The sequence below is a fragment of the Gardnerella phocaeensis genome (genome assembly GCF_048545075.1).
Classification (GTDB): Bacteria; Actinomycetota; Actinomycetes; order Actinomycetales; family Bifidobacteriaceae; genus Bifidobacterium; species Bifidobacterium vaginale_J.
The window spans coordinates 203,111-217,854 of record NZ_JBKQXS010000001.1 but is presented as its reverse complement, the minus strand read 5'-3'; the positions used below and the strand labels follow the sequence as shown (position 1 = coordinate 217,854).

At 45.3% G+C, this 14,744-nt stretch carries 12 protein-coding genes; all 12 read right to left on the bottom strand.

Features of this window, described 5'->3' with window-relative positions; translation table 11 throughout:
- Positions 1–138 precede the first annotated feature (138 nt).
- Positions 139–1,407 carry a hypothetical protein gene (locus ACJV2T_RS00920; protein WP_419398886.1) on the bottom strand — a complete coding sequence of 423 codons (1,269 nt, stop codon included), beginning with the start codon at positions 1,405–1,407 and terminating at the stop codon, positions 139–141.
- 724 nt (positions 1,408–2,131) lie between these two features.
- Positions 2,132–2,512 carry a 50S ribosomal protein L7/L12 gene (rplL, locus tag ACJV2T_RS00915; RefSeq protein WP_119487302.1) on the bottom strand — a complete coding sequence of 127 codons (381 nt, stop codon included), beginning with the start codon at positions 2,510–2,512 and terminating at the stop codon, positions 2,132–2,134.
- Positions 2,513–2,609: 97 nt separating this feature from the next.
- Positions 2,610–3,131 carry a 50S ribosomal protein L10 gene (gene rplJ, locus ACJV2T_RS00910; RefSeq protein ID WP_419398885.1) on the bottom strand — a complete coding sequence of 174 codons (522 nt, stop codon included), beginning with the start codon at positions 3,129–3,131 and terminating at the stop codon, positions 2,610–2,612.
- Between the two features lie 418 nt (positions 3,132–3,549).
- Positions 3,550–4,953 carry an NCS2 family permease gene (locus ACJV2T_RS00905; protein WP_419398884.1) on the bottom strand — a complete coding sequence of 468 codons (1,404 nt, stop codon included), beginning with the start codon at positions 4,951–4,953 and terminating at the stop codon, positions 3,550–3,552.
- Between the two features lie 253 nt (positions 4,954–5,206).
- The gene (pstB, locus tag ACJV2T_RS00900) at positions 5,207–5,986 is read right to left on the bottom strand and encodes a phosphate ABC transporter ATP-binding protein PstB (RefSeq protein ID WP_004105584.1); all 780 of its coding nucleotides are present in this window, start codon (positions 5,984–5,986) and stop codon (positions 5,207–5,209) included.
- Between the two features lie 67 nt (positions 5,987–6,053).
- Positions 6,054–7,082 (bottom strand): phosphate ABC transporter permease PstA, encoded by a 1,029-nt coding sequence (gene pstA, locus ACJV2T_RS00895; RefSeq protein ID WP_419398883.1) that lies wholly within the window; start codon positions 7,080–7,082, stop codon positions 6,054–6,056.
- Positions 7,083–8,030 (bottom strand): phosphate ABC transporter permease subunit PstC, encoded by a 948-nt coding sequence (gene pstC, locus ACJV2T_RS00890; protein WP_415683555.1) that lies wholly within the window; start codon positions 8,028–8,030, stop codon positions 7,083–7,085. It abuts the gene before it with no gap.
- Positions 8,031–8,136: 106 nt separating this feature from the next.
- Entirely contained in the window at positions 8,137–9,402 is a 1,266-nt protein-coding gene (pstS, locus tag ACJV2T_RS00885) for a phosphate ABC transporter substrate-binding protein PstS (RefSeq protein ID WP_419398882.1), read from the bottom strand.
- A gap of 205 nt (positions 9,403–9,607) precedes the next feature.
- On the bottom strand, positions 9,608–10,309 hold the full coding sequence (mtnN, locus tag ACJV2T_RS00880) for a 5'-methylthioadenosine/S-adenosylhomocysteine nucleosidase (RefSeq protein ID WP_419398881.1): 702 nt from the start codon (positions 10,307–10,309) through the stop codon (positions 9,608–9,610).
- Positions 10,310–10,412: 103 nt separating this feature from the next.
- Complete coding sequence (locus ACJV2T_RS00875) at positions 10,413–11,597, bottom strand: 3-deoxy-7-phosphoheptulonate synthase (RefSeq protein WP_419398880.1); 1,185 nt, start codon at positions 11,595–11,597, stop codon at positions 10,413–10,415.
- 224 nt (positions 11,598–11,821) lie between these two features.
- Positions 11,822–13,156: a C1 family peptidase gene (locus ACJV2T_RS00870; protein ID WP_004105599.1), complete on the bottom strand. Its 1,335-nt coding sequence runs from the start codon at positions 13,154–13,156 to the stop codon at positions 11,822–11,824.
- A gap of 114 nt (positions 13,157–13,270) precedes the next feature.
- Positions 13,271–14,692 carry a coiled-coil domain-containing protein gene (locus ACJV2T_RS00865; protein WP_415683265.1) on the bottom strand — a complete coding sequence of 474 codons (1,422 nt, stop codon included), beginning with the start codon at positions 14,690–14,692 and terminating at the stop codon, positions 13,271–13,273.
- Positions 14,693–14,744 lie beyond the last annotated feature (52 nt).

Here is a 14,744-nt window from a genome sequence, read left to right as displayed (position 1 = left end):
AGCACAAAATTTTTATAAAAGCACTTAGTCTAGCGCACTTTTTAGCACACTAGACTAAGTGATTCACAGTAAAATCGACTCAACGACCAATCAGTAAGCTAAAGCTCAAAATGATTCATCGCTGAATCAGCTTTTAGCTTAGTGACGGATCTTGCGAAGAGCAGCACCCATGCCAGCAAGCACAGAAGCAGCAACAGCAGCCATAGCTACAGCAGCACCACTCTGAGGAAGCTTGGCAGCAGCAGCGGCAGATGCACCGTTTGCTTCAGCGGAAGCAGCATTGTTCTTCTTGTTGTTCTGCTGAGCAGAAGCCTCAGCAGCCTTAGCTTCCTTACCGAACTTACCGCTCATAGCAGAAGCATAAGCATGCTTCAAACCAGGAACAGCTGGAACCTTTGGATCCAAAGGATCAGAAGTCACAACTGGTGGCAACAAAGCTGGGTTCACACCAGCAGCAACAGCCTCATTGTAAACATCCTTGTACTCCTGCAAAGCCTTATTATAAGCAGCTACAGCAGCCAAATCCTTTGCCAAAGCATCATCATAAGCAGCCTTAGCCTTAGCCAAAGCAATAGTTGCACGCTTAAGATGAGCATCAGCACGATCTGCTGCATCACGCAAACGAGTCTCAGTAGTAGAATCATTCACGCCAGAAGCCAAGAACGCATTGAGCTTTTGATGAGCAACAGTGGCTGCATCATTGCGTGCATTGTACTCAGCAACAGCAGCAACCAAAGTCTTATAAGCATCATCGAAATTCTTCTTAGCAACAGCAAGCAAATCATCCTTGTTGTCCAAGTTCATCTTAGCAAGACGAACCTTGTCAATAAGCTTCCTCTTAGTCTCATCCTCAGTTGGACCAGTGAAGTCACTAAGATCAGACTGTGCCTTTTCCCAAGCAGTCTCAGCAGCAGTCAACTTAGACTTTGCATCACGCAAAGCAGCTTCAGCATTATCCCTAGCAGTCTTAGCAGCAGTTACAGCAGCATCAGCAGCATTATAATCACCCTGAGCAACAGCTTCCTTACGCTGTGCAGCTTCCAAAGCATCCTGCAAGCTTTGGTTAGTTGGATCATTGTTCACAGCAGCTTGAGCATTTGCAGTGGCAGTCTTGGCTGCGGTTAACTTTGCGTCTGCAGTGGTCTTAGCAGCAAGCTTGGCTTCGTAATCAGCAGCAGCATTATTATACGCAGCCTGTGCACCAGTTTTTTCATCGTTAACAGCCTTGAAAGCCTTATCATAATCAGCTTTAGCAGTGTCAACTCGAGCAGCGCACTGAGTCTTTGTGAGATTCTGAACCTTGCAAGGATTGTCATCCTTCACAGCCATTGCTGGAGCAGCAAAAGCGAAACCAGAGAGGAGGGTGGCGCCAGCAGCGAATGCGGCGATAGCCTTCTTATTCAACATAATATTTTCCTTTCTTCTTCTCCTTCGTGCTAGGTACACGAAGAAAAATCTGCTGTGCAACTCCAAACGGAGCCGCACACGCCCGTCAACTAGGAATGACCGGCGTTTGCTATTAAGATACCCCCCCCCCCGTTCGCAAAAGTCAAGAGCCAACACGTAGCTCATTAACAAAAAACATCGATGTTTTTACGGAAATATTTCACTTAAACTATTTTTAAGAGTAAAAAATACAGTATTATGCGTTATTTTTCGTAAAAATGTCAATTTCAAGGTTTTTAAAGATTTTTCTCAGAAAACTCTCAGGAAACTCTTGAACGCTCCCCCAGACAGACGCAAAACCGTTGCAATATAGCCACTCTTGTGCGACACGCCAACAGCCCGCTTCTCGCGTGTCGCGCGGCGACAGAAACTTTACACGACTGTAAAATAAAGGTCGCCTACGCGCCTTAATCCGGCAGAAACTTTACGCGAGTGTAAAGAAAAAGTCGTTTACGCGTCCAAAAGCGGCAAAAACTTTACAGCTGTGTAAAGGAAAAGTCGCCTACGCGCTTTAATCCGGCAGAAACTTTACGCGAGTGTAAAGAAAAAGTCGTCTACGCGCTCAAATCCGGCAAAAACTTTACACGCGCAACAAAAAAGGCGGCAGGAACAATCCTACCGCCTAATTTTCACTATGCACTCACGCACAAAACTGCGTTACGCGCAAAGCAACAAAAAGTTAGAACTACTTAAGTTCAACAGAAGCGCCAGCCTCTTCGAGGGCAGCCTTAGCCTTCTCAGCGTCTTCCTTCTTAGCCTTCTCGAGAACAGCCTTTGGAGCGCCGTCAACGAGAGCCTTAGCTTCAGCCAAGCCGAGGTTGGTCAAAGCGCGAACAGCCTTGATGACTGCAATCTTCTTGTCGCCAGCAGCGGTGAGAACGACGTCGAACTCGTCCTTCTCTTCCTCAGCAGCGCCAGCAGCAGCTGGAGCAGCGGCAACAGCGGCGACAGGGGCAGCAGCCTCGACGTCGAACTTCTCTTCAAAGGCCTTGACGAACTCAGAGAGCTCAACGAGGGTCATTTCACCAAAAGCTTCAAGAAGCTCTTCACTAGTGAGCTTAGCCATAATTGGCTTCCTTTCTTACTTGGCCAGGCACACGGTGTGCCTTACGACCATAACATTTTTATATTTGGTTGGTCTCATGCAGCAAGCTGCAAGGGAATCAAGCGGCCTTTTCCTGCTTCTCGCGCAAAGCGTCGATAGTACGCACCGTCTTGGTTGGCAATGCGTTGAACAGGTAGGCGGCCTTGGACATGGTGCCCTTGAGCGCGCCGGCCATTTCGGAAAGCAACTGTGGGCGAGACTTCAAGTCTGCAAGCTGCTTTGCACCTTCGGCATCGTAAACAGTTCCATCTGCGAAACCGCCCTTGATGACGAGGGCTTTATTCTCTTTGGCAAAATCACGCAAGGTCTTAGCAGCCTCAATGAAATCACCCTTAACGAAGGTGACTGCAGTTGGGCCGGCGAGAAGCTCGTCGAGACCTTCAATGCCCGCTTCCTTAGCAGCAATACGAGCAAGCGTGTTCTTAGCCACAGAGTAGGAAGTATCGCGGCCTAGCTTTTCGCGCAGAGTAGAAATCTGCGGAACGGTAAGCCCGCGGTACTCGGTGAGGTAGATAGCGTCTGCATTACGGAAAAGTTCCGTAAGCTCGGCAACTACCGCTTCCTTTTCGGGCCTCTTCATGGCGTTCCTTCCTAAATTGGCCGTAGGTGAAAGAAACGCATCAAGCTTAATTAAACAGAGCAATAAAAAAGCCCTGCGCACTGGCAGAGCAACATAAGAAGCACTAAGACGTGCTTAAATTTTCGACTCATAACGAGATCCGCTATAAATCATCGCTCAACCTGTGCTGGCCTGACACATCAATTTCAGGAATTTTTAATTCCGCCAACGGTCTGTGGTTTACGTTGGGCAAGTTTAATACGCCGCTAAGACAATGTCAAGAGAAATACTATGAAAATAAAATAGAAATAAAAAAGAGGGCATGTAATTTACATACCCTCTAATTTTTTAATTTTTTCTTTTATATTTTTTGCTTCACAAGTTCACTACTTGTAAAATGCACTCTTACATTAAATGCACTCTTACATTAAATACACATTTAAAGCACAGCATTAGCAACGAAATCAAGCAAGAACAGCAAAGAAACAATCCAAAGCATTGGATGAACTTCTTTAGCACGCTTCTTGCAAGTCATCACTAAGCAGTACATGATAAAGCCAGCGGCAATACCATAAGAAATGTTGTAAGAGAATGCCATGAACACTGCAGCGAAGAATGCAGGAATTGCCTCAGAAATATCATCCCAAGCAATTTCCTTCAAAGAGCTTGCCATCATGCAACCAACAACCACAAGCACGCCGGCAGTTGCAGCAGCAGGAACAGCGGAAACTACAGGAGCAAGCACTATAGAAAGCGCGAAGCAAATAGACACAACCACGGAAGTCAAACCGGTACGACCACCAGCGCCAATACCTGCAGCAGACTCTACGTAAGTGGTGGTGTTAGAAGTACCGAAAATTGCACCAACAGAAGTTGCGATGGAATCAGCGAACAAAGCGCGATCCATCTTGGAGCTAAATCCGGAGCCGTTTTCAAGAGCCTTTTCGTCAGCCTCAGAGAAGATACCTGTACGACGACCAGTGCCAATGAAGGTACCCAAGGTGTCGAAAGTATCAGACATTGAGAATGCAAAAATAGTTATCAAAACAAGCGGAACGCGCGAAGAGTCTGCAAACAGCGTTGGGAAACCTTTGTCGCTAAATATTGCGCAGAAAGTAGTTGGCAAATCGTGGAAAGCGCCCATGATTGACACAGAGTTGTTCATAGTCGTCAAACCCATTGGAATACCAATGATAGCTGTAACGACAATGGAAATAAGCAAAGATCCACGAACATTCAACACAGTAAGCACGATTGCCAAAAGCAATCCAATGAGGAACAACCACAATACTGGGTTCTTTAAAACAGCAAGACCTGGAATTGCAGGAGCTGCACCAAAATTAGATGCAACTTTTGCAGCTTTATCATCCTTTGGAGTGAACTTAATTAAATCAACGTTCACCATGCCGACATAAGCCACAAATAAACCAATGCCACCGCCGATTGCGTGTTGTAACGAAATCGGGATGGCACGAATAATCATTTTACGAATTTTAGTAACGGTAATAATAATGTTAATTAAACCGCATAAGAACACCATGCACATTGCATGCTGCCAACTAAAGCCTAAACCTTTTACGACTGTGAACGTAAAGAATGCATTTAAGCCCATACCAGCAGCCTGAGCGTAAGGCACGTTAGCAAATAAGCCCATAACAAGCGTGCCAATAATAGCGGCAATAATTGTTGCTAAGAACACGCCACCCCATGGCATACCAGTTTCTTTTAATAAATTTGGATTTACGATGATAATGTACGACATCGCGAAGAATGTAGTGAGACCTGCAGTGATCTCCGTTGATACATTCGTGCCGTTTTCTTTGAGATGGAAGAACTTTTCCATATACTCTCTGTTCCTTGGTTTACAAGCGCAAAAGACCAGAAAAGCGCAGCGAAAGCACTTGAGCAATCGCGTACGCAATTACATTTGGGCATTCACGCAGAGGTTACTGCGACTCGTCGAATGAACGAAGGCATCACAAAATCTCACATAAAATTATGAAAATTGCGAAACCTTTGAACAACCGAACAGCTCTGACCTTACGCGCACGTGCTGACCAAGAAAATACACCGAAATCAAAAAAGTATATAACAAATCAGCCAAAACGACCGGAAATATAACGCTCAGCTTCAGCGTTGCGCGGATTGTTGAACATAGTAGTCGTGTCTGCAAAGTATTCCAGATGACCAGGCTTACCAACAGCCTTCAAATTAAAGAATGCCGTGTAATCCGCAACACGCGCAGCTTGTTGCATATTATGCGTCACAATCACAATCGTGTAATCGTTTTTAAGCTCGTTAATTAAATCTTCTACAGCCAACGTAGAAATTGGGTCGAGTGCCGAGCAAGGCTCATCCATAAGCAAAACTTGCGGATGCACAGCCACAGCCCTAGCAATGCAAAGTCGCTGCTGCTGACCGCCAGAAAGACCAATACCCGGCTTATCTAAGCGATCCTTAACTTCATTCCACAAGTTCGCGCCTCGCAAAGCCCACTCAACTAAATCGTCAGCATCACTTTTAGCAATTTTGCGATTATTCAAGCGAACTCCAGCAAGCACGTTTTCGCGAATAGACATAGTTGGGAAAGGATTTGGTCGCTGAAAAACCATGCCAACATCGCGGCGGACAGCCACAGGATCCACATCTTTGCCATATAAATCGCGGCCTTCAAGAAGCACTTGACCTTCTACGCGCGCGCCCGGAGTGATTTCGTGCATGCGGTCTAAAGTGCGCAAAACTGTTGATTTTCCGCATCCGGAAGGTCCGATAAAAGCCGTCACTTTATTTGGTTCAATATTAATATTCACATCTTCTACAGCAAGAAAATCACCATAGTAAATATTCAGATGCTTCACATCAATTCGTTGACCCATTTTGTACTCACTTTCTAAAAATTTAATTCGCTTTGCTTTGCTTTATTTTGCTTTGCTTTATTTCGCTTTATTTCGCCTTTACAGAAAACACTCGAGCTACAACTCGCCCCAAAATATTTAGCAACAACACCAACACAATAAGCGTTAAAGCTGCAGCCCACGAGCGTTCCATTGGAATTGACGTTACGCAAGAAGCCGGCGCGTTAGCCGGGCAATTCGCAGAAAGCTTGGAATATTCCTGATAAACATACACCGGCAAAGTCGTCATTTGCCCGTCAAATAAATTGAGATTCGTGGAAGCAATAAAGCCTGAAGCCATAAGAAGTGGCGCAGTTTCGCCAATAACGCGCGCGACCGCAAGAATGCAGCCAGACACAATTCCCGGAAGCGCAGTGCGCAAAACGATTTTTGTAATTGTGCGCTGCTGAGTAACTCCCAGCGCAAGAGACGCCTCGCGCAAATCGTTAGGCACGATTTTTAGCATTTCTTGAGAAGACTTCACAACTGTTGGAATCATAAGAAGCGAAAGAGCAACAGATCCTTCAAAACCATTGATTGTGCCAGGACCTGCAAGAAGAGCAAACATAGAAAACGCAAACAAGCCGGCAACAATAGACGGAATACCACTCATAACGTCAACAAGCAGATTAATTATGCGCGAAATTTTGTTTCCGCGAGCATACTCAACCAAATAAACAGCACACATTAAACCAATCGGAATTGAAATAACCATAGCTCCTAGCGTTATTTCAAGAGTTCCAATAATTGCGTGCAAAATTCCGCCGTAACCGCCAGTTCCAGTAGCATTTCCGCCCACAACGTAAGTCATGTTATGAGTGAGAAAATCAAAATTCAAGCGCTTAATACCATTAATAATGGTTGTTAAAAGCAAAGAAATAAGCGGAATAAGTGCCACAACAAAAGACAAGAAAATCAGCACGCGCATAAGCATGTCTTTACGTTTGCGCGCAGCTATGTGTGAGCGAGTTGGGCGGAATTTGTTGAAGTCAATAACCGGAGCTGCGGAATTTTCAGCAGACTTTTCAGCGAAATTTTCTGCAGATTTTTCGGCAGATTTATTAATTTGATACTCCATTTATGCGCCCGCCTTTCCTGTAATTTTGCGAGCAATAAAGTTGACTGCAAAAGAAATAACGAACAAAACTAAGCCGGTTGCAATAAGCGCACTTACGCCAAGCCCGTTTGCTTCCGGATACTGCGCTGCAATATTTGCAGCAATAGTTTGATTTTGAGAAGCCTTGAAAATATTGATGCCAAAAGTAAACCCAGGAGACAAAATCATCAAAACTGCCATCGTTTCACCAAGCGCGCGGCCAAGCCCAAGCATAGAAGCTGACACAATACCAGACTTTGCAAACGGCAGAACAGCTAACTTAATCATCTCCCACTTCGTAGCACCGAGCGCAAGCGCACCTTCTTGCTGCAAACGCGGAGCCTGCTGGAAAATATCGCGAGCCATAGAAGTAATAATCGGCAAAATCATCACAGCCAAAACTAATGCAACCGTAGCAGCAGAACGAGAAGGATTAGCCGCCGGGCCAGAAAATAACGGAATCCAGCCAAAAAGTTTAGAAACCCAATCCCAGAAAGGATACATAGCTGGAACCAAAACCAATCCGCCCCACAAACCATAGATTACGGACGGAATCGCAGCAAGCAAATCAATTACTCCACTCAAAAGCGGAACAATTTTTTTAGGCGCATAATACGAAATAAACAGAGCAATACCAATTGCCACAAAAAATGCGAACAGCAGCGCGAGCGCAGACATAAGCACTGTGCCAAAAATAAGCGGAGCCACATAGCTTATAAAATCATGCGCTTTACCACCAGTAAAATCAGCAAACACATGACTTACTTGATCGTGATTTCCACTTAATAACGGCAAAGCACGAAACAGCAGAAATACTGCAACTGCCGTAAGAACAAGCAAAATTAGCATGCCGCAGCCTGCAGCCACGCCTTTAAAAAGACGGTCTGCAAGATGAGTGCCAACATAATTTTTTCTATTGCTCTCAGAAATTTGAGTAGTTTCGTTTGCACTATTCGCAACTGCTGTCGCATTTTTCGTAGAACTCAATAATTCTCCTTTATAACCGATACGTTCATAATATCAGTTTGTAAAGTTTTTACTTTCCTGTTTTAACAGACTTAATTGATGCGCTAATTTTGCTTACCAAATTTTGCGGAAGTGGAGCCGTTCCAGCAGCGGAAGAAGCAGCATTCTGACCTTCCGCGCTAGTTATGTAGCTAAGCCAAGACTTCACAAATTGCGCAGTTGAAGCATCTTTATAAACCGGGCAAGCAATATCGTATGAAACTAACACAATTGGGTAAGCGCCATTAGCTTGCGTATTGTGATTAATTTTCATAACAACGCGATTAGGATATTTTTCAGAAGCGTCTGCGTCAATTTCAGAATCAGCTAAAGTTTTAGAAGCAGCTTCCGGAGAAATCTGATTATAAGTATCCCCCACCTTCACTGCAACAGTGCCGAGCTTACCGACCTGTGAAAAATCAGCGTAACCGATTGCACCATTCGCCATGCGAATAGTAGACACAACGCCCGAAGTACCCTTCGCACCTTGACCGACATTATTTGGCCAGTTTTCGCTAAGATCGTGCGACCAATCGTCCGGAGCCGCATCCTTCACATAGATTAAGAAATTCTGCGTTGTGCCAGACTTATCGGAGCGATGAACAACAGTAATCGGCGTGTCTGGAAGCTTTAGCTTAGGATTTTGCTTCTTGATATCGTCATCATTCCAGCGCGTAATTTTGCCGTCGAAAATTTTAGCAATCGTCGAAGCGTCCAAATTAATATGCTTGCCAGCATCCGAAACACCTTTAAGGTTGAAAATAATCGCAATTGGTGAAACATACACAGGCACGTCGAAAGCCGTAGTTCCATTAGCACAAACCGACTTAGACTTTTCAACTTCGTCGTTACTCAACGCTTTGTCTGAACCAGCCCAAGCAGTTGCACCAGTCATAAAAGTGGTAACGCCAGCACCAGAACCGGTAGGATTGTAAGCAATTTTTGCACCCGGATTTTTAGATTGGAATCCTGCAATCCACGCTTCCATTGCAACCTGCTGAGAAGAAGCGCCCGAGCCTTGGAAATTGCCGGAAATCTTAGTGTTTTGCGAACCTGACGCGTTGGAATTATCAGCAGGAGCGTTGTCTCCGCAAGCAGCGCAAGTTGCGCATAAACCGAAAGTAATCGCAGCCGCAGCAATAGTGCGGAACTTAATTGCGCTTTTAGTCGTATTTAATTTTGTTGTATTTAGTTTTGTTGTAGTTGTTGTATTCAATTCGTTTATATTTAATTTGTTCATATCGTTACGCATATTCTTCTTTCCTTTCGCGAAGAATTGCCTTGCACCCCACCACATTTTCGCGTTCCTATAGCCGTATTGCGAATTGGGCGCATTTTCTTAACTTAATCCCTATCTTTTTTATTAACGCAACCATCATAAATAGGTGGGTTAAACCGCACCGGCAAAAATAAAATAGGTACCAAAAATGGCGGCATTTGGCGCTACTTATTGCGCTATTTGCGTAAACGTAGGGTGGCGACCACATCAGCGTGTCGAAATGTCACAAATTGCGGATTATATTTACAGTAATTTTTGCAGCCGTGTCCGCGTATTCGGAAATATCGAAAGTCTTGAATGTTTCGTATTGAGTATCCGCGTTATCACTCATTGCGCGCACAATAAGCGCAGGAACGTCGTTACGAGCAGCCACATGCAAGACTGCTGCGCCTTCCATTTCCACAGCATCCGCTTGAGTAGCTGCAATTACTTCCGCTACTTTTTCTGGCGAATCAACGAAATAGCCGCCGGACGCAATCGTTCCAGCAATATGCGTAATTTTCATATCGGTAAGTACTTTGCTAGCTACTTTGAGCAAGTAATCATCCGAATGAAATTCGCTTGCAAACGGCTTCCATTGGCCAATTAAACGCATATCAGTATCGAGATATTTTACAGTTTTTCCAAGAACAACATCGTTCGTATGCAAATTTTTATTAAGATTTCCTGCAATACCAGAAAAAATTACGACTTGAGGATTGTATGTGTCAATAAGATACTGCACAGTTGCAGCAGCATTTACTAAGCCCATGCCACCAACCGTAGCTGCGACTTCAATTTTGCTACCATTCGCCGAGTTGAGAGTACCGCAAGATACGTCAAGACTTGCAGCCTTCTTAAGACTTACATTTTCAAGCACACTAGCAATATGCGCAACTTCCTCATCCAAAGCGCCAACAATAGCAACTCGCGAAATTTCTGGCATTACGATCATCTCCTTAATTATTATCTAATTGATTTTCAAATACTATTTGATTTGATATAAGTAAATTTCCGAAGATTACATAAACTTGCACAAGCTACGCAAATTAAACACGGCTACGTCTCGAAGCAACGGATTTAGCTAAAATCCTTAGCAAATTGGCAGTATCTTCCCAAGAAATGCAACGATCCGTAATAGACTTGCCGTATTCAAGCTCGCTAAGAGGAGCAGGATCTTGATTGCCGCCCTGCAAGAAGCTCTCCATCATAACGCCCTTAATGCCCTGCTCGCCAGCAGCCAAACGATCCGCAATCTCACGCACAACCTCAATCTGGCGACGCTCATCCTTGCCAGAATTACCATGCGAGCAATCCACAACCACGCCGTTAGAAGCCACGCAACCAGTGCCCAAACGCAAACGAATTGAAGCAACAGCAGAAGCAACCGATGCAGCGTCATAATTCGGGCCCTTACTAGAACCGCGCAAAACAACGTGGCAATCCGGGTTACCAAGAGTCTGCACAGCACAAGCGCGACCAAGATGATCAATACCAAAGAACGTATGATGCTGGCTCGCAGCCAAGCAGCCATTTACAGCCGCAGAAACAGAACCATCAGTAGCATTCTTAAAACCAACCGGCATAGAAAGACCACTAGCAAGCTGACGATGAATCTGAGACTCCGTATTACGCGCACCAATAGCACCCCAACTCACAGCATCCGCAATAAACTGAGGGCTGGTCGGCTCCAAAAACTCAGTAGCAGCAGCCAAACCAGCATCCAACACGCCAAGCAAAGTCTTACGCGCAAGAAGCAAACCCTTGTGAATATCATGCGTTCCGTCAATATCCGGGTCGTTAATCAAACCCTTCCAACCAAGAGCCGTGCGCGGCTTTTCAAAATATACGCGCATAACAATAAGAAGCTCACCCTCAAGCTCCGAACGCAACTTAGCCAAACGATTCGCATAATCAAGAGCAGCCTTAGGATCATGCACAGAACACGGGCCAACAATAACCAATAAGCGATCATCGTCGCCATTCAAACAGCCGCGAATTTCATCGCGCGACTGCGCAACAATATCCTGCGCATACGGCGACAACGGCAACTCACCAAGCACCTGAGCAGGAGTTGGAAGAGGTTCAAGCTCAAGCACGCGACGGTTAATAATGCGATCCACACCAACCTGGTCTTCCCAGCGTTGGAATTTCGCAGAATTAAGAGGGTTGCGTCCCTCCTCAACTTCCTTCTTTACCGCGCGAGAAGTACGCTGCTCAGCTGTAGAAGCCATTTGTTCACCATCCTATAAAAACTGTGCTTGGTGGGGTCGGTGCGCGTTTTTAGAACGCGCACCGCCGAACTCGCGCAGAGAGTCCAACCTAACTTGGTGTGGTCGGTGCTTGCATCTTGAAATAAAGATGCAAGCACCGCCGCGCTCACGCGAAAAGCACACCGTGCTTTTCACAATAGTGAGCGCGGCGCACTCGAGCAGGCTAATTTCCCTGTGAAATTAGCCTAAGCGAGTGCGCCCATTGGGTCCCACGCCGGTAATACGATTGCTGGTTCTTCTAGGGCTTTGCGATATTCCTCTGGAAGCAAATTCTTTGGAACTGCAACCTCATACACGTACTCAGTAAACCAGTCGTCACTCATCGTAAAGTAACCCTTATCCGCAATATCAGTGCCCCAAGAGTTCTCTACGCGCCAACGACGAGTAGTCGTACCATCATCAGCAACATCCACGCCAGCAAAAGCCATAGCGTGATTCATCGCAGAATCAGCAAAACGCACACGCGCTTCCTTATCCAAATCAAAATCAACGCCATAAACACGACCATACTCGAACAAATCAGTAGCCCAAGCGCCATTCTCGCGATCCATCATAGGATGGCAATCGGCACCAAACCAAACTGGAATGCCCTTCTCAACCAAAATCTTACGCACGCAATCCTTCATAAACTGGTTTGGCACGTTCAAATACTCGGTTGCATCTCCGCCAGCAACATTACCCAAGTGCTCAATAGCAATCTTCTTGCCCTTAGGATGTTCAGCTCGAGGATCGTCAACCAAGCACACATAATCCTCAAGACCAGCATTCACGTACTTCTTCCAGAACTCAACTGGCGTAATCTCACCATCGCGATGGAACTTGCCGTCGCTATCAGTCCACTCCCAATCGAAGCTCTTAGGTGGCTCACCCAAGTGAATTGTCAAAATCCTGTGGCCTGCAGCAGTAGCGTCCGCAATAATCTCATCAATTTCAGTGGCATTAGCATACATATGAGCAACAGCAGTATGCAAAAGCGCACGCAACTGCGTATTCATAGCACCAGTATTCTTAGAAGAAGCAGTTTCTGGGAACAAATCCTTAGGAACAGCACCATACTTCTTGTAAACGTTCATAGCCATGGTCCACTGGCCACCATCGCCCATAACATCGTGCAACAAATGCTGAATCAAACGAGAATCTGAAGGCTCACCTGCGCGCACCAAAGCTGCAACATCCTTCAAGAAGTAGTTAATTCGCTCAAGCTTGTCATAGTACATCGCATAGTTCTGAGAAAACTCAAATTCCTTCAAACCAAGCGACTTCTTCGCAATGAAACGGGCCACGTTCAACGAACTAAACAGCCAGCAACGGCCAGAACGATCCTGATGTGTTGCATCTCCGTTGTCAACGATGGTAGAAAAACGACGCTGCAATAAGCGCGCACGATCATAATTGCGCGCGACTTTATCAATACCAGCAGCAGTCACACCATTCATAGCTAAACGGTTTAAAGGATTTGCGTCAAAATCCTCACGCAAACCTTGTAATTTTTCATCAGTTAGAGCAGTGATTTCAGTCACAATGCTACCTTTCCTGTTAATTATCAATATTTATTTCAAATATTTATTCAAATACCAGCGCATTCTAGCGTACGATATTTAAGCCAATCTACAAATTTTACAATATTTTCTTTACTAATTATTTGCGTCTTGGTTTTCTTGAGACTCTTTAGCTTCTTCAGATTCAGCCAACGCAGCTTGAACATCTCGCTGAGCTTGCTTCGCATCCGCAGAAGATTGCGCATCAGTCGAATCCTCATTATCGTCAGAGGCTTGCGCAACTTGTTGATTTTGTTGAGCATCTCCAAAATCAAATCCAGAGAAAGCATTCGCAAACAGCGAGCGCAATTCCGTAACGCGCTGCGTAATAGTTGCCTCACGATGCTGCAATTGCGTTAATCGAGTCGTCATGCCATCAAGCTCTTGCTGTGCTGCAGCTCTACGCTCTTCAACCTGAGCAGTCGCCTCCTGCATAGCTTTGCGCACAATATCAGCAGCCTGACTATCCGCAGCTTGATGCGTTTGCGCTGCATATTCGTCAGCTTCTTGATGAACAGTTTTTGCGCGAGCAACCAAAGCATCTGCTTCTTCCTGAGCTGCACTTTCTTTCTCTTTCAAGCCAGAAAGCAAGGCATTGACTTTCTTTGTAGCTTCCTCCTGCTGAGCAGCAATATCTGCACGAATCTGCTCAACTTCTGCACTAACTTGGCTTAACGTACGCGTGCGCTCAACTTGAGCATCATCCGCAATTTCTTGAGCTTTAGCAGCAGCAGCATCCGTAATTTCGCCAGCTTTGCGCTGTGCGTCAGCCATCATCTTCGAAGCGTGTTCGCGCATATCAGCAAGCTTTTTATTTGCTTCTGCGAGAGCAGACTCAATCTGATCGTTTGTTTCAGCTTTAGCACGCGCAATCTCTTCGTTTGCAGCCGCACGCTGCTCAGCAATTTTTTGTGCAGCTTCCGACTTAAGCTGTGAAATACTGCTTTCTTGCTGAGCGCGCTCAGAAGCCATGCGCTTAGTGTGCTCCTCTTGAGCATTTTGTAAAGCTAATTCTGCAGCGTCTTTTTGAGCTTGCACATCTTTAGCAGTAGTATCGCGCAAACGTGCAGAATCTTCTTGTGCAGCTTGCATAAGTTGTGTCGACTTTTGCGTGGCATTAGAAAGCATTGTGTCTGCTTTAGTTTGTGCTTCTTGCATTAAATGCGCAGCATCCAGTTTTGCATTGTTCAGCAAAGTTCCTGCTTGTGCTTGTGCATTCTTTTTAATTGATGCAGCATCTTGCTTAGCACGCTCAAGCAATTGAGAACTAGTCTGCTCTGCAGATGCCAGTAATTGTTGCGCATTTGCACCTAAAGATGCAAAAGTATTTCCGCTTTTTGCACGTTTTACATTATTTTTTTCTTCTTGCAATTGCGCTTGTAATTGCAAAATTGATTCATCGCTTGAACGCACTTGTTCACGCAGACGAGAAATAGTGCGCTCATAGTTTGCAAATGCTTCATTTACCTTGTCTTTATCGTACCCACGCAACGCGGTTGGGAATAAATCAGCCACCATAATATTCCTTTCACAAGCCCCCACACAGCTGCACAAAACGCTGTGCTACACC